The sequence below is a fragment of the Vibrio sp. SALL6 genome (assembly GCF_002002385.1).
Classification (GTDB): Bacteria; Pseudomonadota; Gammaproteobacteria; order Enterobacterales; family Vibrionaceae; genus Vibrio; species Vibrio parahaemolyticus.
Window position 1 is genome coordinate 73,287 of record NZ_MQVK01000020.1, and the last position, 22,201, is coordinate 95,487.

Genomic DNA, 22,201 nt, shown 5'->3' on the forward strand with positions numbered 1-22,201 from the left:
AAAGATCGGCGATTTTGGTTACCTTTTTGTGACTAATCCCACTTTATATGCAGAAAGTTGCAAAAAAATAGCCGTCAGTTCTGTAATTTTTTTTCTTTTCGGTGGCGAATTCTACCACCGAATGAATCCAATATCACTGTTTAAGAATTGTCTTAGGACAAGGTTTTATCGAGAAATATTAATTTTTTGGATCGAAATAAATGGACTTGAAAGTTTCGATTTGACTATAATAAGTTTCACATCGAAACTTAAATTCAAAACGTAAATGTCGAAACGAAACACTCAACTGAGAAGACACGCGATTTCCAACATGGTAAATGAGCTCGGAGAAGTCAGTGTTGATGAACTGGCTCAAAAGTTCGAAACCTCAGAAGTCACGATTAGAAAGGACTTAGCTTCTCTAGAAAAAAATGGACAACTTTTACGCCGATACGGTGGTGCGATTGCCATCCCTACGGAAGTTATTCATGAAGAACTAAGCTCTAATGTTTCGACTCGAAAGTTAAGTTTGGCGAAAGCTGCGGCATCATTGATTCGCGACCATAATCGAATCGTGATAGACAGCGGTAGCACGACCGCTGCGCTGATTCAGCAACTGAACGACAAACGTGGCTTGGTGGTCATGACCAACTCGTTGCACGTCGCCAATGCCCTTAACGAACTAGAGAGTGAACCCACTCTGCTAATGACAGGCGGAACTTGGGATACGCACTCTGAATCCTTTCAAGGCAAAGTAGCCGAATCTGTATTACGAGCTTACGACTTTGACCAGCTGTTTATTGGTGCGGATGGCATCGATTTGGAGCGCGGAACCACAACATTTAATGAGTTGGTTGGCTTAAGTAAGGTGATGGCAGAAGTCTCTCGTGAAGTCATCGTTATGATCGAGTCCGAAAAAATCGGCCGTAAGATCCCTAACTTAGAACTCGCTTGGCATCAAATTGATGTGCTGGTCACCGATGCGGATATCCAACCAGAGCACAAAGTACAGATTGAACAACATGGCGTGAAAGTCATTTGCGCCTAATCTAATGATGTAACTAGTTTCATATTTCACTTCCCTCTGAATACAGGCCTTTGCTTGCTGCCTCTATCTGAAACATGGCTAGGGAAGAACAAAACTACAAACGGAGATAAACACATGTGTGGAATCGTAGGTGCAGTAGCACAACGAGATGTTGCAGAAATTTTAGTTGAAGGCTTACGCCGCTTGGAATACCGCGGTTACGACTCTGCGGGCGTGGCAATTGTTGACGCTGAAGCAAACCTAACGCGCATTCGTCGCCTAGGTAAAGTACAAGAGTTAGCGGACGCGGTTGATGAAGCAAAAGTGGTTGGCGGTACTGGTATTGCTCACACTCGCTGGGCGACACACGGTGAACCTTCTGAAATCAACGCTCACCCGCACATGTCTGGCGACATCACGGTGGTTCACAACGGTATTATTGAAAATCACGAAGAGTTGCGTGAACTGCTTCAATCTCGTGGTTACGTATTCGAATCGCAAACGGATACAGAAGTTATCGCACACATGGTTGAGTGGGAACTGCGTACAGCTGAATCTCTACTAGAAGCGGTACAAAAAACCGCGAAACAACTTGAAGGCGCATACGGCACAGTGGCGATGGACCGTAAAGACCCATCTCGCATCGTCGTAGCACGTTCTGGCAGCCCAATCGTGATCGGTTTTGGTGTCGGTGAGAACTTCCTTGCTTCTGACCAACTTGCACTTCTTAACGTAACACGTCGCTTCATGTACCTAGAAGAAGGTGACGTAGCAGAAATTACTCGCCGTGACGTAACGGTTTTCGATGTGACTGGCGAACGTGTTGAGCGTGAAATTACCGAATCAAATGCAGAGCACGATGCAGGTGATAAAGGCCAATACCGTCATTTCATGCAAAAAGAAATCTACGAGCAACCTAAAGCGTTGATCAACACAATGGAAGGCCGCATCACGGCAGACTCTGTTGTAACTGATGCGATCGGTGTGCATGCGGCAGACATTCTAAGCAAAGTAGAACACGTACAAATCGTCGCGTGTGGTACGTCTTACAACGCAGGTATGACAGCGCGTTACTGGTTTGAAGACATTGCTGGCGTGAGCTGTGACGTCGAAATCGCGTCTGAGTTCCGTTACCGTAAGTTTGTGACTCGTCCAAACAGCCTTCTTATTACGTTGTCTCAGTCTGGTGAAACAGCAGATACGTTAGCAGCACTTCGTCTTGCGAAAGAAAAAGGTTACATGGCGGCGATGACCATCTGTAACGTAGCGGGTTCTTCTTTGGTTCGTGAGTCAGATTTTGCATTCATGACTCGCGCTGGCGTCGAAATCGGCGTGGCTTCAACCAAAGCGTTCACGACTCAGCTTTCTGCACTACTTATGCTGGTAACAGCCCTGGGTAAAGAGCAAGGTCGCATCAGCAAAGAGAAAGAAAAAGAGATTGTAGAAGCGCTACACGCACTTCCTAAGCAAATCAACGCGGCACTTTCTTTCGAGAAAGAAATTGAAGCACTAGCAACGGATTTTGCAGACAAGCACCACACATTGTTCCTAGGTCGTGGCGAGTTCTACCCAATCGCGATGGAAGCGTCTCTAAAACTGAAAGAGATCTCTTACATCCACGCAGAAGCGTACGCGGCGGGTGAACTGAAACACGGTCCTCTTGCGCTGATTGATGCTGACATGCCTGTTGTGGTGGTTGCACCAAGCAACGACCTACTTGAGAAGCTAAAATCAAACGTTGAAGAAGTGCGTGCACGTGGCGGCCTTCTATACGTATTCGCAGATGCAGACGCAGGCTTCGAAGGCGATGAAACAATGAAGATCATCACGATGCCTCACGTTAGTGAAATCACGGCGGCGATCTACTACACCATCCCAATGCAGTTGCTGTCTTACTACGTAGCACTGATCAAAGGTACGGACGTAGACCAACCACGTAACTTAGCGAAAGCGGTGACGGTTGAGTAATTACGCTTAACAGAAAAAATCCTAAGCGGCACATGCGAGAGCATGTGCCGCTTTTTTTGTCTTGTGCTAAGCGTGATGGAGCGCTCAAGCGCCTTCGCCAGTAAGTTGCTTTCATGACAAAAATGTCATGTTGTTGAAAGGGTGGTGTCAGAGGCGGTGTTCAATAATGACCTCATTGAAAACAAGCACTCAAAGGTTAACAACATGAACGCAATCAAAACTGCTTTTTTTGTAACGGTAATGGCAATGACTAGCGCATCTGCATTCGCTCAACCACTTTTCACTGGTGGCAACTACGTGAGCCGCGAAGAGATGAAAACCATCTCAGTTACGCCGACAGCAACGTCAGATGAGGCTTATCAACAGGCACTGTCTGAACTCAATTCACTTAAAACCATGTCGGCTCGTGAACTGAATAAAGAGCTCAATATCCTGACGTTTAATGTGAAGTCTCGCAGTACGCATTTAAAAGATGGAGGCTTCGTGACCGTGCAAGAACGCATGAATGAAGATGGTCAGTTGGAATATTTGGGCAAAGTGAATGTCAAAGTGCATTATGCCGAACGCGATAACAATCGATAATGGTTTACCAAGGAGGAAGAGTATGGTGTGGTTCACATCATGCTCTTTTTCGATCTTTATACTGGGTTCTCATCCTCCCGCTAACACACCAGGTAAGTAAAGTTGAAAATATTGATCGTCGAAGATGAGCACAAAGCCGGAGAATATCTGCAAAAAGGTTTGATTGAATCTGGGTATGTGGTGGATTTAGTGCATGATGGGGTCGATGGGCTTTATCACGCTACCAGTGAAGAATATGACTTAATCCTCCTCGACATTATGTTGCCTAAACTCGATGGTTGGCAGGTGCTTAACACATTGCGCAGTAGTGGCATTCACACCCCAGTGATCATGCTGACAGCGAAGGAGCAAGTGGAAGATCGCGTGCGCGGTTTTGAGCTGGGTGCCAATGACTATGTGGTAAAACCTTACGCGTTTGCAGAGCTACTGGCGCGTGTTCAAAACGTATTTCGTCATCATATTGCCGCGCAAGTGGTCGCATCGCCGCAAACATTACGTGTGGCAGATTTAGAACTTGATATGATCAAGCGCGTTGCCACGCGCGCGGGGCAGTCGATGTTGCTTACCGCCAAAGAATATGCCCTGCTTGAGTTGTTGATGCGCAAAACTGGCCAAGTGCTTTCACGTACCACCATTGCGTCGTTAGTGTGGGATATGAACTTTGACAGCGATACCAATGTGATTGATGTGGCGGTCAAACGTCTGCGTAGCAAAGTGGACAAACCGTTCGATAAACCACTGATTCACACTGTCAGAGGGATGGGCTACAAACTCGAAGAGAGTCGCGATGCCTAAGTTCTCGCTGCCTTTTTCCATGAAAAACAAGCTCGTGCTGATGTTTGTTAGTATGACGTTTGTGACCTATTTTTCTTTGGCTTTCATCCTACAGTACGCCATTGAGCGCCACTTTTATTCGCAAGATTTCAGCTATATTTCCAGTAAGTTCAATGCCATTGAGAAAGAATTAATACGCTCGCCAGAGGACGTGTTCAAGCAAGCGAATAACAGCACGCTCTACATATGGGTGTTTGAAGGCAAGCAGAACGTCTATCAGAATTCGAGCCTGACGATTCCTCAGAACCGAGCCTACAGCATTAGCTCTCCTCAGGTCTTAAATCACGAGCGTGCCATCGAATGGAGTGAGGACTCGCTGAATATTCGCGCGTTTGCGTTTCAAGCTGGGGAGTATCAGGTGGTGCTCGGTATGAGTATCAATCACCATATTTTGTTTTTGGATAAACTCGACTGGATTTTGTTTTGGGCGCTCGGTTTGGCGTTTGTGATTTCTTCCGCGTTGAGCGGTTGGATGGTAAAACGTGGGTTGAAGCCGATTGTGGGATTGAATCAGCACATTCAACAGATATCACCAGAGCAAATGGGCATTCGTCTCGACCCCGATTCGTTGCCAATAGAACTGCGCGAGTTAGCCAACAAACACAACGCGATGCTCGATAGGTTGCAAACTGGTTTTCGCCGCTTGAGCGAGTTTTCTTCTGATATAGCACATGAGTTAAAAACGCCACTCACCAACATTACTACGCAAAATCAGGTCATTTTAGGTGTGTGTCGAACGTCTGAAGAGTATCAGGATGCGATTGCCTCAACGTTGGAAGAACTCAACCGCATCACGAAAACCATCAACGATTTGCTCTACATTGCCAAGGCTGAAAACAAGCTCATTCATCGCCATGACGAAGTGTTTGCGGTGCAGGAGGAAATCGACCGCTTGGTCGCGTATTTTGAAATATTGGCCGAAGATGCCGAGGTGCGAATCGTGAGTTCAGGCGACGGTCAGCTCTATATGGACAAAAACATGTTTGAGCGTGCGGTGGGCAATTTGCTCTCCAACGCGATTCGTCATGCGTATGCTGATTCAACCATTGTGATTGACGTTCAAGCGGTTGATGAACAGGTGACGATATCGGTCCGCAACCAAGGTGACACCATTGCCGAGCAAAATTTACCGTACCTTTTCGACCGTTTTTATCGCGCAGATAAATCTCGCCAACATGTAGGTAGCGTAGGTGCAGGGCTAGGTTTGTCGATTACCCAATCTATCGTGCAGGCGTATGAAGGACAGATAAAAGTAACATCAGATAAAGACAAGACGCGGTTTGTTATGATGTTGCCATCGGCAGGTGTCAATGGAAGTGATAAGTCAGTTGAAGCATAAAAGGCAAGTCTTGACTTGCCTTTTGAGACTCAAACTTGTTTGAAGTTATTTGGGTTATTGGCCCAGTTGATGAGCGGTTAGAATAGCAGAGTAGACATTTTCTGCCGTAACTGGGAATGGCATATTGTGGATGGTTTCTCCCTCGGCCGTTGAAGCTTCGGCGACCTCGCGCAACTTATCGTGATTAAGCTCTTTAACGCCCATATCAAATAAGTTGGTTGGTAGACCTACAGAGCGGCAGAAGGCGAGAACCGTATTAATCTCTTCCATCGCTGCGTTTTCTAGCACCAATTGAACAAGTGTGCCGAACGCGACTTTCTCACCATGATAGAGATGGTGACACTCTTCGAGCTTGGTTAGGCCGTTATGAATAGCGTGAGCGCCCGCCAGGCCACTGCTTTCAAAACCGATACCGCTTAGGTATGTGTTGGCTTCAATAATATTTTCTACCGCTTTGGTGCTCACACCATTTTCTACCGCAGCTTTTGCTTTTAAACCATCTTCAAGCAAGGTTTCATAACAGAGCTTCGCAAGCGCTTGCGCTGAACGTGTCGCTAAACCACCAGCCATTGTTGCCTTACCAGAGGTCATGTTGGCTCTGGCTTCAAAGTAGGTGGAAAGCGCGTCACCCATCCCCGATACCAGTAGGCGAACTGGGGCTTTGGCGATGACTGATGTATCCATGATGACCATGTCTGGATTTTTAGGGATCATCAAGTATTCCGCAAATTCACCTTCTGGTGTGTATATCACCGCAAGAGCAGAGGTTGGCGCATCAGTCGAGGCAATCGTAGGAACCACCACGACAGGAATTTTGGTGTAAAACGCAACGGCTTTTGCTGTATCTAAGGTTTTACCACCGCCAATACCGACAATGACATCGTGTTTTTGAGTAGCACAAATGTCCGTGATGCGTTCAATCTCAACGCGCGAACATTCGCCACCAAAAATGTTCATAGTGAGTGGAAGCTTTTCGTCAGCAAAGCTTTGTTTGACGTCATCACCAACCAGGTTAGTCACGAATTCATCAGCAATTACTAACGGACGTTCACCTAATGTTTTCACATAGTGAGCGATAGATGTAAGTACTTGTTCACCTTGGACGTATTTGCTTGGGCTGATAATAATTTTGTCCATAATTCAAACCTTTAACCTTTTTTATGTGTGTTTTGGACTGCAATGAATATCCATTGTAGGGATAAGGTTTATATTAGGTTTGGTGTGGTAAGTGGTGAAGGATATCTCTGGTTTTGTGCCATGCTTTTATGACCTCTGTGCCAAACTGACTGTCAGAAGTAATAAGCATCAGCATGCTTTATGGCGACGATCACTATTCAGGAAAATTTGTCGTTTTTCGTTTCATATTGAAACAAGAATGTCGAAGGTTTTGTTTCAATATGAAACGGATTGATTTTTGTTGAGTACGCTTTTTCTCTGTTTAAGATGAATTCATACCCTACATAAAAATATAAATGGAATGAGATAGAACGATGAAAAAGTTAATTAACCAAGTCGATGATGTTGTATTGCAGCAAATGGAAGGCCTGGCATTGTCCCGCCCTGAGCTAAAAGCTAACTACGAACCTCGTTACATGTGGCATGAGGAAACGCCGGGGCAAGTGGCATTGGTTTCTGGTGGTGGCTGTGGTCATGAACCTTTACACGCAGGTTTTATTGGTAAAGGCATGCTGACAGGCGCTTGCCCTGGAGAGGTATTTACTTCACCTACGCCAGATCAAATGTACGAATGTGGTAACCAAGTGAATACTGGTGAAGGCGTGCTATTTATTATTAAAAACTACACCGGAGACGTGTTGAACTTTGAAACGGCCGTGGAGTTGCTTCATACCGATGGCATCAAAGTTGGGGCGGTGTTGGTGGATGACGATGTTGCGGTCAAAGACAGCCTGTACACCGCTGGTCGTCGTGGTGTTGCTGGAACGGTATTAGTTGAGAAGTTAGTTGGTGCTGCCGCGAACAAAGGTTATTCGCTGGAGCAATGTGAAGCACTGGCTCGTCGCGTTAATAATCACTGTCGTTCATTTGGCGTGGCGCTTAATGCTTGTGTTGTGCCAGCTGCGGGTAAACCATCTTTTGTTCTGGAAGATGATGAAGTGGAGTTTGGTGTTGGTATCCATGGTGAACCAGGTATCAAGCGAGTGAAATACACCGACGCCGATACGTTAGTGGATGAGATGTTTGCTGAAGTTGCTGAAAACACGCCTTATCAGCGCACATTGCGTATTTGGAATCGTGACGAAGGTGAATGGGATGAAGTGGAATCCAGCATTGAGCCTTTCGCCGCTGAACACTACTACATTGTGATGGTGAATGGTATGGGCGGAACGCCAATTTCTGAGCTTTACGGAGTGTACCGCCGTCTTGCCCATAACTGCGAGCAAGCGGGGTTCCGTATCGTGCGTAATATTGTCGGTAACTTTTGTACGTCACTTGATATGGAAGGCGTTTCAATTACGTTGCTGAAAGCAGATAAAGAGATGTTGGAGCTGTTTGATGCTCCTGTCGATACGGCTGCAATCAAGTGGTAACAGGGGGGAGCAAACATGCAAATTGAAAAACAACATATCGTTCACTGGTTAGAGTTATGTGCGAAAACGTATCAAGAGAATCAAGATTTTCTGACCGACCTTGATCGTGATATTGGTGACGCAGACCATGGTCTCAATATGAACCGAGGCTTTAAAAAAGTTGCTGAAAAACTGCCGCAATTTGCGGACCAAAATATCGGCAGCATTCTCAAGAATACGGGCATGACCTTGCTTTCTAGTGTCGGTGGGGCAAGTGGCCCGCTGTATGGCACGCTGTTTATTCGCACGGCTGCCGCTGTCGGAACTCGAGAGCAACTAACGTTTGAAGAGTTGGTTGATGCACTAAAAAGCGGTGTGGATGGCGTGGTGTCTCGTGGTAAAGCGGAACTGGGTGATAAAACCATGTGTGATGTTTGGTTACCCGTTTTGGTTAGCGTGAAGGCGTCGTTAGAAAATGGCATGAGCGCCGATCATTTACTGAATGAAATGGTTGAGCTAGCAGAAACAAATGCGGTTGCCACGATTGAAATGTTGGCGAAAAAAGGGCGAGCAAGCTATTTAGGTGAACGTAGTATTGGTCACCAAGACCCCGGCGCAACCTCTTCTTTGTTAATGATTAAAGCACTACAGCAGGCAATAGCAGGTAATTAAGATGGTGGGAATTGTTGTTGTATCTCATAGTCGTCGCCTTGCTGAAGGGGTGGCCGAACTTGCCACCCAAATGACGCAAGGCAAAGCCAAGCTTGCGATTGCGGCGGGGATTGATGACCCAGAGAACCCGATCGGAACCGATGCCATTGCCGTGATGGAAGCGATTGAGCAGGTACATGATCAACAAGGGGTTGTTGTGTTGATGGATCTTGGCAGCGCGTTGCTTAGCACGGAAATGGCTCTGGATCTGATTGATGATCATGTGAGGGAAAATGTCACCCTTATCTCGGCTCCTATTGTTGAAGGAACCATGGCGGCGTCGGTGGCTGCTGCCGCCGGATTACCTTTATCGACGGTAGTCGAAGAGGCACAGAATGCGTTAAGTGTAAAACAAGAGCATCTTGGTGATCAGCCACTAACATCCGCTGAGATAGCGCCAGTATCAGACAGCTTTGAGCAAGAACGGACATTTGATTGGGTAGTGCAAAATCCGCATGGATTACATGCTCGTCCCGCTGCGGCCATTGTTGGTGCACTCGCGCCTTTTGACTGCCAATTATGGTTGAAAAAAGGCGAGCGCCGTGTGAACGCGAAAAGCTTAAACAGCATTGCGAAACTTGGCGTTCGTAGCCAAGAGACGATCACGCTGTGCGCACTCGGACCTCAATCCAGTGAAGCAATTCAGGCATTTGAAGCCTTAGCTCATGAGCACTTCGGAGAAAAAGAGGCGGTTGAGCAAGGCATTACCGAATCTGAAGAGTGCACGGATACTTTGCTCGATGACATGGCTTCAAGTCAGATTGAAGGTGCTGTTGTTGGTATTCGAGTCAATGACGGTATCGCTACTGCTCCTGCTGTCCTTTTTACTCATGAAATGCCAGCTGTGCCTGAACGTGATTTCCAAAGTGAACAAGATGAAATTGAACGGGTTAAGCGTGCGATAGGCGTGGTTGTTCAACATTTGCAGGAGCAAGCGAAGCTGCCGAAAGGGGAAATATTTTCCGCTCATAGCATGATGCTCAGTGACCCAGAATTATGGGCATCGGTCGAGTCGCGAATTCAAACGGGCATGATAGCCGAGCAAGCTTGGGTAGAATCACTGCAAACGTTGGCCGACGAGTTTCGCCAGGCTGAAAGCCAGTACATGCGGGAACGCGAAGCAGATGTGCATGATATCGCACGGCAAGTTATGGTTGAAATGACAGGCTTAACGCCTAATGCCATCGACATTCAGGAACCGAGTGTTTTGTTGGCCCGCGACCTGATGCCTTCTGATGTGGCCGGGCTTGATAAATCGAAAGTGCTTGGTATCTGTTTGAGTGAAGGAGGGAAAACCTCTCACAGTGCGATTCTTGCTCGTGCGATGGGGATTCCTGCCATCGTTAAAGCTCAGGGCTGCCTTGATGCTGTGCGTGCTGGTCAAGTGGTGACTATTGATGGCTTCCGAGGGCATTTATGGTTCTCTCCTTCAGATTCCGTACAGCAGGAATTAGAAGCGCAACAAATAGAGTGGCAAAGCACCCGACAAAGTGCACTAGCGAGTGCTCAGCAAGCCGCAGTCACCTGTGATGGTGTCCATATTCCAGTATTCGCCAATATTGGTGGACCGAAAGATATTGATGATGCACTAACATCAGGAGCAGAGGGCGTTGGTCTATTCCGGACTGAGTTTCTATTTCAAAACAGTGATGAGTTGCCGACTGAGGAAGCGCAATACCAAGTGTATCGTGATATTGCCGCCGCACTTGGCGATAAGCCACTTACGATTCGTAGTCTAGATGTTGGCGGTGATAAGCCTTTAGTTGCTTACCCTATGCCAGCGGAAGATAATCCATTTTTAGGTCTGAGAGGGGTGCGGTTGTGCCTTCAACATGAGTCATTGTTTACCGCCCAACTTCGAGCCATTCTGAGAGCCTTTCACGAGCAACCGAATATTCAATTGATGATACCGATGGTGGCTCAGGTTGAAGAAGTGAGAAAAGTAAAAGCGCTGTTGGCGCATCAAGCAAACCAACTCGGCTTGGATGCGACTCATTTGCCTGTCGGTATTATGATTGAAGTACCAGCCGCGGTGTTGAATGCTGATTCGTTAGCACAAGAAGTCGACTTTTTCTCTATTGGCACCAATGATTTGACTCAATATGTTATGGCTGCCGATCGAGGCAACGCCGCCGTTGCTGAATTGGTGAACTACTTTGAACCATCGGTACTAAAAGCCATTGAACTCACTTGTGCAGCAGGCGATCGTGCGGGCATACCGGTCAGTATGTGCGGTGAGATGGCAGGCGATCCAAATGCCACAGACACATTACTTCGTGTTGGGTTACAAAAATTCAGCGCCAGTCCTAGTCTGCTACCGGGACTAAAAGCGCAGATTCGTCAGTTGTCTGTTGATGTTTAATCGACATCTTGTCGTTAGTACATCTATACCGGCGTGCTTACGCCGGTTTTACTTTTGTAGGAACGCCACTTCTTGGCTTAATACAGCTTCATTTGCTCCTGCAGCCCAAACTTATTAATTTTTCTCCATAAGGTCGTGCGGCCAATTTGCAATGCTTTCGCCATATCATGCATTTTGCCATCACACTGATTCCAAGCCTGAACGATAGCTCTTCTCTCGGCTTCTTCTAACGTGATTACTGGCGTATTTTCTGCGGTATGGCGAGAATTCAGTTTAATGTCTTCAGGAATATCGTTCAGCTTGATTAAGTTGGAACTGCGGTTAAGCAAAATTCGCTCAGTTCGATTTCTTAATTCAGAGTTGTTGCCTGACCAACGAAAATTCATCAACGCTTCCAGTGCGACTGGCTCTATCGAGATCGTCACATTGTGGCGGCGTTCATAATGGCTGATAAGTTGCTGGACGAGAAATTCAATGTCTTCTTTACGTTTTCGTAGTGGCGGAATATACAGCTCGTTCGAGGATATTTCGTAATAAAGTTGCCGGCCGAATGAGCGCTGAGTGACATACTCGCTGATCTCTGAAGCGGTGCTCGTAATAAGTTGAAAGTCTACGGGGATCAATCGCAAACTGTCGCTGCGGCTGACGAGCCCAGTTTTTAACAACTTAAGTAACACGGCTTGTAAATCGGGTGACAGATATTCCACCTTTTCTAAAAAGAGCGTACCGCCATGGGCGAGTTCAAACTTAGAAGGCATGCCTTGCCCTTCGTCGTACCCCAGGGTTTCTTTGACCAGTTGCTCTGTATTGATGGAGCGGCAGTTGAGCGTAATGAACGGCCCTTCTTTGTAGGTGCTTTCGTTATGAATCGCCATGGCGAGAGTGGCTTTTCCTACACCTTCTTCACCCGTAATTAGAATTGGTGATTTTGACTTTATGGCCCGTTTTGCCACGGTAATGACATGCTTCATTTTTCGTGAAATGACAGGCAAAGTGCTGAATGTATAGCGCGCACTACCACCTATTTGTTGTTGAGCAAGTTCGCGAATTTTATCGATAGGGTGCAAAAACAATAAGTGTGTGCCGTCGTTGAGTGGACGCAAGGTGATGATTGCCTCAACAAACTCGCCACGAACTTCTACCGTTGTGAGCTTGCGGTTGATGCTTGCACCCGACTCAAGACTATTGAGGACATTTGGCGGGAAACGTAAAACAGAAAAGACTTCTTTATCCAAAACCTGACTGGCTTCAATGTTTAACAAGCGCTCTGATTGATGATTTACCATGGTGATACGGCTTTCTTCATCCCAGGCCAGAAGGCCGTCATCCATACATTCTAGTGTTGCGTTGTGAGCACAAGTGAGGCGGTTAATGTTTTCTTGTTCCGACTGAATATGGATTTGCAAACTGACTTCTTTCGCACTCGACGCGATGATGACCAAGTTTTCTTTCTTATAGCTCTCTGCTTTTTTGAGAAGGCATGTTGTGCCGCGTAACTTGCCAAACTGGTCGAAAACAGGCGCAGCTACAGAGGCATAAGGATGTAAGTGGCGATTGAAATGTTCTGCTGCGAACACTTCACACGGGATATGAGTACTAATACAGAGATTGACCGCATTTGTGCCAATTTTCCCTTCAGACAGAAAGCAGCCTTGTTTAATGCCGAGCACTTGCATCTCTTGTTGCATTGAGTGATGTCCCACAACGGAAAGAACGCAGCCGTTGCCGTCAGTTACCATCAATAGCAGGTCTTCGTCTCCCAGCATGTCGTAAGTGTCTTCAAGTACGGTAGTGGCGCATTCGATGAGGTGCTCGTTGCGTTTCATCAGAGATGAGAAGGTAAAGCCAGAGGCAATATGTGGTTTTGACCAGGTATAAGGGCTGCATTGCTTTATGCAACGCTCCCACGACTCAAGTACGGGAGTGCGGGAAAACTCTGGAGATACCCAATGGTGTTTCTGGAAAAACTCCCATTTGGTTTTAGTGTCTTCGATTGAAAGCATGCCATACCGTTTCAATGCCAGCGATAGATTGGTCCGATATTACAGAGACATACGAATATGGACTGTGATGGCTTTCACGCACGTTATACAGAAAGGATACGCAAAGAAAAGAGGCTAGTTGAGAAGGCATTCCTTGCCGGAGGTTGGGTTAAAAAGGGCTGTCCTTGCCCAGTTCATTGCAAATTTCGACAATCGCGAGTGACAGGCCGGACTTAATGATTTGTTGTTGGCGCTGAAGCTGGAGTTGGTAAAACTCAAGATCGATGTCGTCATCGGGTTCGTTGACTTCCAATTGTACCATGCCCATTTTCTTCACCAGATGCAGTTTTTTGATCGGTTCTAGGATATTCGGGTCAGTGAACTCGTAGTCCGATGCATCGCTGTTCAGTTGGTTTTTCAGCTTAATGATGTCTTCGATATCGTGGTAGATGTCGTCGGGTAATACACCTAGACCAAACAATAACTTCAAACGAACCGATAAGTCGCCAAGCGGTCCTGAATCTTGCAGTAATGGGCCGACGACCGATTGCACAGCAAAGTTATCTTTACGGAAGATTCTTTGGATGAGTCCGTCGATGGATTCGTTAAATACGTCGACGGTCGCAATAAAGAAGCCTCGTACCGATGGTGCGCTGTTGAGTCGTTCAATAATCTCGGTTTCGTTGATGTTATCTGCCATATACTGATCAGTTGTTTCATTATTATATTAAGGGGAGCAGAGCTCCCCCTGAGTCAATCAAAGCTGGTTGTAAAGCGACTCGATTTGAGCCACTTCAACACTGTCTTCAGCCAGACCTGTGTATTTTGCTAGCGTTTTTGTCACGCCAACCTCTTTTAATGAGGTCTGTAGCTCAACCGCTTGCGGATCGGTGTCGTTGGTGTATTTCAACGCCGCTGCGATCCCTTTCAAAAGTGTTTGATTTTCAGTGCCATACTCGATTGTACCGAGTAATGGCTTTACTAATCTATCATTTGCACCCAATTTACGAATTGGTTGTCGTCCAACGCGATCCACTTCATCCACTAAATATGGGTTGGCGAAGCGACCTAAAATCTTTTCGATGTAGGCATTGTGCATGTCGCGGTCGAAGCCGTAACGACGAATCAACACTTCGCCACTTTCCTGCATTGCTTGTTTTACTTCGGCATGAATGTTTGGGTCTTCAATCGCTTCGCGAATGGTGCGATGGCCTTTCAAACAGCCTAAATAAGCGGTAATACAGTGACCTGTGTTTAGGGTGAACAGCTTACGTTCGACAAAGGCCATTAGGTTGTTGGTTTTTTCCATGCCAGCAATGTTTGGGATGTCGCCCTTGAACTGTTGCTCATCGACAATCCATTCGCTGAAGCTTTCAACCGTCACTTCCAATGGGTCATCGTTGGCGGCTTCTGCTGGTGGCACGATGCGATCGACAGCGGAATCAACAAAGCCAACCAACTCGTCTGCTTTTGCATGCAATGATTTATCTAAGTGTTTGTACACTTCACCTTTTAGGTGCGTTGTGCCACGCACCATATTTTCACAGGCGATGATGTTAAGTGGCGCGTCATTGCCAGCTTCAAAACGTTTGGCGATACCTTTCGCGATGGTTTTCGCGATGATGTCTAATACGTTTGGACCAACTGCTGTGGTGACTAAATCGGTTTTGACGATGCGATCAATCACGTCTTCACTGGCTGAGTTTACCGCTGTGACGTGGGTAACGGTGTCGATTTGACACTCGGTGCCCACGACTTTCACTTTGTATTCTTGTTTATGGCTGAGCTGGTCTACCAACGGCACATCAACGTCAGCGAAAGTGACCTCGACTTCTGCGTCTGCTAAGAGTTTTCCGATGAAACCACGACCGATGTTACCTGCACCAAAATGAACTGCGTTTTTCATAATTCTTACCTACCAATATCTGAAAATGTTGACTTACGAAACTAGGGTGAGGCCAACCGCATAGGGGGTGACAGCTGACCTCGTTTGCCTCAGGAGCAAATTAAAGGAGTAATTAAGCCGCTTGTTGACCGCCAAGGATGTTAAGAATTTCTTCTACATCGTTGGTGCTGGTTAGCTTCTCAATTGCTTCCGGCTCATCGAGCGCGTTCGTAATGGTAGTGATCACCTGGATGTGCTCATCGTTCTTAGCGGCAATGCCGATAACCAGTTTCGCGACATCGTCGTCATCTTCAGTAAATTGGATACCCGATGGGTATTGGCAGATTACAATGCCAGTTTTCTTCACGCGGTCTTTCGCTTCTACGGTGCCATGAGGAACCGCGATAGACTCGCCAAGGTAAGTTGGAACCAACGCTTCACGTTCAAACATCGCGTCTACGTATTCTGGTTCTGCGTAGCCAAGTTCAACCAATTTGTTGCCTGCAAAGCGGATGGCTTCTTCTTTGTTGGCTGCTTTCAAACCTAGATGAATGTTTTCACGCTGGATTTGGAAAACCGATGGCTGTTGTGGCTCAAAGCTGTCGTCGTTGGCAGCAAGTACCGATACTTTGACCATTTGATCGTCATTCGCAGCCGACTGTTTTTGTGCTGCCAGTAACTTGGTGACTAGCTGGTTGTACATTTCGCTGTCTAGGAAGTTAGTCAATGAAATGTGGTGTGCGTTTGGAGCATGCTTACGTGCACGATCCGTCAAGTCTTTATGAGTAATCACGATATCTGCACTCTCTGGTAAGCTGTTGATAGCAAGGTTGGTTACGTGGACGTTCAGACCTGCGTCCTGAACTTTCTTACGTAGCATGCTCGCACCCATGGCGCTTGAGCCCATGCCCGCATCACAAGCGACAATGATGCTTTGCACTGTCGCTAGGTCTACGTCACCTTTGCTTTCGTTGTTTACCACTGCGCCGTTTTTCGATGCAGATTTCATGTCTTTCATTTGCGATGTGGCTTTTTCTAGTGCCGCTTCATCGCCATCTTCCTCTGTCGAGGTTTGCGTTTTCATCAGCAGAGATGCAACCGCGAATGACACGCCTGTTGCTGCCGCGATAGAGGCAAGAACGCCAACAATTGAGCCTTTCTGAGTCATCAACAAGATTGCAAAGATTGAACCTGGTGATGCTGGAGAAACGATGCCCGCGTTAAACATGGTTAGAACGAACACGCCAGTCATACCACCTGCAATAGCTGCAAGGATCAGACGTGGGTTCATTAGAATATACGGGAAGTAAATCTCGTGAATGCCACCGAAGAAATGGATGATGGATGCACCGCCAGCCGTTTGGCGAGCCGTACCTTTGCCAAACACCATGTAAGCCAGCAGGATACCCAAGCCCGGACCAGGGTTCGCTTCGATCAAGAAGAAGATCGATTGACCAGTCTCAGACGCTTGCTGAATACCCAGTGGAGAGAAGATGCCGTGGTTGATCGCGTTATTTAGGAACAGGATCTTCGCTGGCTCAACAAAAATAGAAGTCAGTGGCAGAAGGTGCGCTGAAACAAGGAAGTTTACGCCAGCTGCCAATGCGCCTGAAAGCACTTTGACAAATGGGCCGATAAGGAAGAAAGCCAGAATGGCGCACAGCATACCGATGATGCCCGCAGAGAAGTTGTTGACCAACATCTCGAAGCCGCTTTTTACTTTACCGTCGATGTAGTTATCGAATTTTTTGATTGCCCAGCCACCCATTGGGCCAACCATCATTGCGCCCATAAACATTGGGATGTCGGTACCGACGATCACGCCCATGGTTGTGATTGCACCAACGACCGCGCCGCGATCGCCACCCACTAACTTACCACCGGTGTAACCGATAAGTAGTGGCAGCAAGTAAGTGATCATAGGCCCAACCATGGAAGCTAACGTCTCATTTGGTAGCCATCCAGTTGGGATAAATAGAGCAGTGATAAAGCCCCACGCGATAAACGCGCCGATGTTAGGCATTACCATGTTTGACAGAAAACGACCAAAATTTTGTATCTTGATCTTGGCATCTGGTGATATCATAACAATTCCCCGTTCGATGTTCTGATGAATATGTTGTCGTAAACGGTTCGCCAAAACCGCTTGTTTGATTGCTTAGTACCCAATCAATTTACCACACATTTTCCAATTGGAACTGACGACGGGTTTTTCGTGATCAACCCCCGCATTTCTTCGAATGAAAAGCATTTTTTAAGTGATAACGATCAATTAATTGATATGTAACTTAATAACAAAAAATGACTTTCAAATCTGTCAATAAAAATATTAGTGATCAATTCGATCTTCTGACAAATATAAAATCAAAATTCATTGTGATTGAGATCACCTTTAATTTCTTTTTTAATTCAAATTAAATGCCTGAAACGATCAATGTCACATTTTGTTTTGCGTTCGGTTTGATTTGAAATGTGATCTATAACCATTTTGAGGTTTTGTGAAAGTTTATAACGTGAACGTTTGCGCGATGTTGGCGTTTTGTGGATTAAAGCTGGAGATGAGTGGCCTTTTTGCGATGAGTTTAACTAAACACTTTGTTTTTAATGTTTTATGAGCAAATAACGTATCACGCTGCACGCGTTTTGTTTATAGCGATTTTGAGCAGCGCGATACCTCCTACGTTTGTAGACGACGGTTAATTGTTCATAGCTAAATACTCGCGTGCGTTTTCACTGCCCATATAACGTGCCAGCGTTTTCTCAGGTACATCGCGTAAATCCACCATAATCAATCCATCCAGTGCGTTGTTAAACGCCGGATCGACGTTAAAACACACCAACTTGCCATTCAAACTCAAATATTGGCGCAGTAATACCGGAACGCCTTTGCCTTCGTCAATTCGAGCGATCACGCGAGATAGCAACTGTAAATCTCCCAATGCGGTTAGCATGCTGGTATTCCAGTTTAAGTTGGTTTCTGGCAGTGGGTTTGACGGAGTGACGTATTCGGCGCAGTCGTTGTCGTAGTGGTGTAGTGTCATCGATTGTGCCAATAATTGACGCGCGGTATGGCTGTAATCGTTGCTGATGCTCACTGGGCCAAATAAGTGCGTGTATTCAGGATGTTGATGAACAAAAGTCGCTATGCCTTTCCAGAGTAAGAGTAGGGCACTCATGCTTTTTTGATATTGCTCGGCAATCACAGAACGACCCATTTCAATCGACTTGCCCATTTGATCGAGAAAGCGTTGGTCATAGTTGAACAAGGTGCGCGAATACAATCCTTCTACGCCATATTTCGCCAATAATTGATCAACTAATCCAAGACGGTAAGCTCCTACCATGCATTGGTTCTCACGATCCCACACAAACAGGTGCAGGTAATCATGATCGAAATGATCGATGTCTATCGCTTGTCCGGTCCCTTCGCCAACTTGACGGAAATTATGTTCTCGCAAGCGGCCAATTTCATGCAGGAGAGATGGGATCTGCTGTGCGCTGGCGCAGTACACGTCGAACTCGCCATTTTGAAGCAATTGGGTTTCTGCCGGTAAGCTGTGCAGCTCTTCAAGCAATTGGCCTATGGGTAACCCTGCTGCAATAGGTAAGAGATCATTGTCTGAGACCGTTTGCTGAGTGGCACTTACATCGCGGTTAAGCAGGTAGGTGTTAAGCCTCAGATAATTGACGATCTGATCATCGTTGAGGTTATGGAGTTCTTTAAACTTGATTGCTTGCCCAAAGGACAACTCAATGGTTTTTGCGCTCTTGTTGAGTAGCTCTCTTCCTAACATCAAGGTGCGTAAAAGAGGGTGGATTTTACCTGCCATGTAGAAGCGTTTTGAGTTCTGCCCACGAATGAAGACGGGAACAGTGACTGCTTTGTTCTTACGAATTAATGCACTGACACTGCGGCTCCATTCTTTGTCTTCTAAACGCTGTTGTTTGGCATCCACCAACTTTGACACTTCACCCGCAGGGAAAACCAATAACAAGCCGCCATTCGCAAGGTGTTTGTTGGCTGCTCTAAGTGCCTTCATGTTCGACTTGACCGCATCTTTGCCCTCGAATACGTCGACACCAATAAAAAGTTGGTCGAGCTCTGGCACGGTTTTCAGGTACTGATTCGCTAAAATTTGGATATCGTCTCGCACCATTAACAGTAGTTCGGCGAGAATCACGCCTTCAACACAGCCGAGAGGGTGATTCGCCACAATGACGGTTGCGCCTTGCTTTGGCACTGAGTCGAGCGAACCATGGGCAATGCGATAGTCGATACCCAAGATATCCAGTGTGAATCGCAAGAAAGTTTTGGTATCCGCATTCACTGGGCGTTGGGCGTAGAATTTATCGAGCTGACTTAAACCCGTAGCCCATTCTGCAACGTTTTCACCAATGCCAAACGGCGTTTTACGAGGGAGACGAAAAGGGGTCGAACTATCCATATTTACCTCAGCGTACAAGTGGCTGATCGGATAGTAGAAATTACTGATGACAGTTCAGAGGCAATTCCATGAGCCTTTGGTGACAAACTGGTGAAGCTTTGTTGACCAAAGGCGAAGGGGATAGGACAGCTTTAGCGTTACGTTTTGTCGCCAGCAAACATCAGGATACTCAGAGAGTTGAGCGTTTCACCGAGACTTTCTAGTGAGCTCAAGACCTGTTTGGTCGGCTCATTATCTAGCAGAATTCGACCATCAAAGCTTTTCCCTTCGTATTGCTGTTCATTACGGGGTTCTTGTGTTGAGTTGTCATCCATAGCTAAGTTGTCAGCACTCAAACAGGCCGTTGAGACAAATAATCCGCCTAGAACCACCAACCATTTTGTTTTCAACATAATCTTAAAATTCACAATAAAACACTGTTCAATTTTAATTAATTCTGTTCACCATTTCGAACGATATGACAAAAATTTAGCTTTAGGTCGCCATTTTCTGGCCATAGTTGAGCTATGTTATCGATACTACGAATTGTTACTTTTGGCGAAATTAGGAGGATGAATGGAGAAAATTTCCAATAAAGCGTCAATATGGCTCGGGCTGTGTCTGATAATTGGTTTAGGAGTATTAGGCTTTTTTATTCAGCAAACAGCAGTCAAATACAAAGCCTATGAGCGAGTGGTAACGGTGAAGGGATTGTCTGAGCGAGAATACCCGGCAGATACCGTCATTTGGCCAATCCAATTTACGGTAGCCAGCAATGATATGGGCGCGATGTTTGATGACATAGACCAACAAACGCGTTTGATTCTCGATTTTTTAACCGCAAAAGGCTTAACTGACAAAAACATCTCGCTGTCTTCGCCTTCAGTGATAGACCGTAAAGCGCAGCAATATGGTGGTGAGCAAGACATTGAGTATCGTTATTTAGCATCCCGAACGGTCACGGTTTACAGCCAAAATATCAATGTGGTTCGTGCGGCGATTAATGAGATTGGTGAACTTGGGAAACAAGGCGTGATTCTTAATCAAGATCCTTATGCAAACCGAATCGAATACAGTTTCACGAAACTTAATGACATCAAACCAGACATGATCGAAGAGGCGACCAAAAACGCCCGCGAGGTGGCACAAAAGTTTGCGAAAGACTCACAAAGCTCATTAGGAAAGATCAAGCGAGCGACGCAAGGTCAGTTCTCCATTTATGACCGCGATAGCAATACGCCTTACATTAAAAAAGTCCGAGTGGTATCGACGGTTCAATATTACCTTTCTGACTAAGTAAAAAGCCGCTCAGTACGAGCGGCTTTTTTAATATGGTGACTTAAAGAATGGGATTAATGTCCTGAGTTGTCAGCTCTGTCTCGACAACATCAACTGGCGTGTAGTGCTGGTAAATCAAGAAACCGTCTTCTGACGTTTCATGAGCGTCTGGCGTATCAATATACGCGGTACATGTGTAGCCAATGCTGTAAGTACCCGGGCCAATGTAACCAAACTCGTAGCTGTAGGTTGTATTGCCTTCTTCGTCTTGTGATTCATTCACGTTAGCTACCGCAACTGGCGCGTTGAGTGGAGCTGTCGCGCCCATATCGCCCATGGTTGAGCGATCCATAGAACCCGCATACAGGTAAACAGAGTGAACGGCAGGCACATCATGAATCGCGTTCCATGCCGCACTGTCTGCTTCGCAAGCTTGGTATTGCACGTTACTTACCGTGCCAGCGATATGGCCTGAATCTGATGCGTTCACCAAACTTACGGCATTCGAGTTCATGTTCATATGATCTTGGCCGACTGGATCCGCCAGACCTTTACGCAAATCAAACTCTACAACGTAGCTATTGTGCCCAGTATGAACTTTTACATACTGACCTTTTTGGGAAAACTTCAAGCGACCCTGATCGCTGGTATCGGGCTTAAAGCCAAAGCAGCTCCCACGACTTGGAACAACAAGACCTTTTACTGAGCCATCAGTTTTTTCGACATACGATAGAGACGTATCATTCAACTGTCGGCCATCTTTCGCGTAAACGCACATGGCGTAATCACCCGGAGCAATTTGTTGTTCGCTAATGATGGTTTTAGCATTTTTCCCTTGGTATTCCATCAAATCAACTTGATGTAGAGCGCCGTTCTCGCTTGCGTCTAGCAGAATGTGATTGCCAGTTTGCTCGCCCGTTTCTGGGTCAAAGGGAATTAAAACCACGTCTTTAAATGCTAAGACCACTTTGTTGGCGTCATCCACAGGTGCATCTGAGACACCAAGAGAAAACGTAGCGGATTCTGTATTTGATGAAGAGTCGTCGCCACCGCAGCCAGTCAGTAGTAGACCGCCTGAGATAGCAAGTAGAGGATAAGTGTACTTTTTCATATTGACCTCTTGTGTTTACACTGCCGATAAACATCGAAGATTAGTCTCAGAGTCGAGACGAAATGTCATTGCTTGGTGATGACGGGGTCAATGTAAAAAAGAGAAATTCATAGTGTGATATGGATTCCTAAAAGGCTATTTTTTTGACACCGTAAAGGTAAATAAAAAAATAGACTCATATTTTTTAAATC

At 46.2% G+C, this 22,201-nt stretch carries 17 protein-coding genes; 9 read left to right on the top strand and 8 right to left on the bottom strand.

Going from position 1 to position 22,201, the window contains the following annotated elements; translation table 11 throughout:
- The first annotated feature begins 265 nt into the window (after nucleotides 1-265).
- From BIW15_RS12360 to BIW15_RS12380, 5 genes are all read left to right on the top strand, one after another.
- Nucleotides 266-1,027, top strand: a complete 762-nt coding sequence (locus BIW15_RS12360) for a DeoR/GlpR family DNA-binding transcription regulator (protein WP_005453786.1) — start codon at nucleotides 266-268, stop codon at nucleotides 1,025-1,027.
- 114 nt (nucleotides 1,028-1,141) lie between these two features.
- Complete coding sequence (gene glmS, locus BIW15_RS12365; RefSeq protein WP_005453795.1) at nucleotides 1,142-2,974, top strand: glutamine--fructose-6-phosphate transaminase (isomerizing); 1,833 nt, start codon at nucleotides 1,142-1,144, stop codon at nucleotides 2,972-2,974.
- 204 nt (nucleotides 2,975-3,178) lie between these two features.
- Nucleotides 3,179-3,556 (top strand): DUF3316 domain-containing protein, encoded by a 378-nt coding sequence (locus tag BIW15_RS12370; protein WP_024700382.1) that lies wholly within the window; start codon nucleotides 3,179-3,181, stop codon nucleotides 3,554-3,556.
- A gap of 102 nt (nucleotides 3,557-3,658) precedes the next feature.
- Nucleotides 3,659-4,351, top strand: coding sequence for a heavy metal response regulator transcription factor (locus BIW15_RS12375; protein ID WP_025612964.1), 693 nt, complete (start codon nucleotides 3,659-3,661; stop codon nucleotides 4,349-4,351).
- Complete coding sequence (locus BIW15_RS12380) at nucleotides 4,344-5,729, top strand: heavy metal sensor histidine kinase (protein WP_077281119.1); 1,386 nt, start codon at nucleotides 4,344-4,346, stop codon at nucleotides 5,727-5,729. Before BIW15_RS12375 ends, BIW15_RS12380 begins: the two co-directional genes overlap by 8 nt.
- Before the next feature lie 54 nt (nucleotides 5,730-5,783).
- Here BIW15_RS12380 and BIW15_RS12385 read toward each other — a convergent pair whose 3' ends face one another.
- The gene (locus BIW15_RS12385) at nucleotides 5,784-6,866 is read right to left on the bottom strand and encodes a glycerol dehydrogenase (RefSeq protein WP_025631419.1); all 1,083 of its coding nucleotides are present in this window, start codon (nucleotides 6,864-6,866) and stop codon (nucleotides 5,784-5,786) included.
- Nucleotides 6,867-7,219: 353 nt separating this feature from the next.
- Between BIW15_RS12385 and dhaK the strand changes: the two genes are divergently transcribed.
- The 3 genes from dhaK to ptsP are packed head-to-tail and all read left to right on the top strand — an operon-like array spanning nucleotide 7,220 to nucleotide 11,330.
- Entirely contained in the window at nucleotides 7,220-8,278 is a 1,059-nt protein-coding gene (dhaK, locus tag BIW15_RS12390) for a dihydroxyacetone kinase subunit DhaK (RefSeq protein WP_077281120.1), read from the top strand.
- Nucleotides 8,279-8,293: 15 nt separating this feature from the next.
- Entirely contained in the window at nucleotides 8,294-8,929 is a 636-nt protein-coding gene (gene dhaL, locus BIW15_RS12395; protein ID WP_005379705.1) for a dihydroxyacetone kinase subunit DhaL, read from the top strand.
- Nucleotide 8,930: 1 nt separating this feature from the next.
- Nucleotides 8,931-11,330, top strand: a complete 2,400-nt coding sequence (gene ptsP / locus BIW15_RS12400) for a phosphoenolpyruvate--protein phosphotransferase (RefSeq protein WP_077281121.1) — start codon at nucleotides 8,931-8,933, stop codon at nucleotides 11,328-11,330.
- A gap of 77 nt (nucleotides 11,331-11,407) precedes the next feature.
- On the opposite strand, the gene dhaR is transcribed toward ptsP, so the two are convergent.
- From dhaR to BIW15_RS25125, 6 genes are all read right to left on the bottom strand, one after another.
- A complete protein-coding gene (dhaR, locus tag BIW15_RS12405; protein WP_077281122.1) occupies nucleotides 11,408-13,333 on the bottom strand; it encodes a dihydroxyacetone kinase operon transcriptional regulator DhaR in 1,926 nt (641 codons plus the stop codon).
- Between the two features lie 148 nt (nucleotides 13,334-13,481).
- Complete coding sequence (locus BIW15_RS12410) at nucleotides 13,482-14,012, bottom strand: MltR family transcriptional regulator (protein WP_005392227.1); 531 nt, start codon at nucleotides 14,010-14,012, stop codon at nucleotides 13,482-13,484.
- A 57-nt stretch (nucleotides 14,013-14,069) separates the two neighbouring features.
- Nucleotides 14,070-15,218 carry a mannitol-1-phosphate 5-dehydrogenase gene (locus BIW15_RS12415; RefSeq protein WP_015296208.1) on the bottom strand — a complete coding sequence of 383 codons (1,149 nt, stop codon included), beginning with the start codon at nucleotides 15,216-15,218 and terminating at the stop codon, nucleotides 14,070-14,072.
- 112 nt (nucleotides 15,219-15,330) lie between these two features.
- A complete protein-coding gene (locus BIW15_RS12420; protein ID WP_005487444.1) occupies nucleotides 15,331-17,283 on the bottom strand; it encodes a PTS mannitol transporter subunit IICBA in 1,953 nt (650 codons plus the stop codon).
- Between the two features lie 610 nt (nucleotides 17,284-17,893).
- Nucleotides 17,894-19,642: a lysophospholipid acyltransferase family protein gene (locus tag BIW15_RS12430; protein WP_077281123.1), complete on the bottom strand. Its 1,749-nt coding sequence runs from the start codon at nucleotides 19,640-19,642 to the stop codon at nucleotides 17,894-17,896.
- Between the two features lie 137 nt (nucleotides 19,643-19,779).
- Nucleotides 19,780-20,034, bottom strand: coding sequence for a hypothetical protein (locus tag BIW15_RS25125; protein ID WP_162814151.1), 255 nt, complete (start codon nucleotides 20,032-20,034; stop codon nucleotides 19,780-19,782).
- Between the two features lie 163 nt (nucleotides 20,035-20,197).
- Between BIW15_RS25125 and BIW15_RS12440 the strand changes: the two genes are divergently transcribed.
- Entirely contained in the window at nucleotides 20,198-20,917 is a 720-nt protein-coding gene (locus BIW15_RS12440) for an SIMPL domain-containing protein (protein ID WP_005453781.1), read from the top strand.
- Between the two features lie 43 nt (nucleotides 20,918-20,960).
- Here BIW15_RS12440 and BIW15_RS12445 read toward each other — a convergent pair whose 3' ends face one another.
- Nucleotides 20,961-22,010 carry a DUF4382 domain-containing protein gene (locus BIW15_RS12445; RefSeq protein WP_025518556.1) on the bottom strand — a complete coding sequence of 350 codons (1,050 nt, stop codon included), beginning with the start codon at nucleotides 22,008-22,010 and terminating at the stop codon, nucleotides 20,961-20,963.
- Nucleotides 22,011-22,201 lie beyond the last annotated feature (191 nt).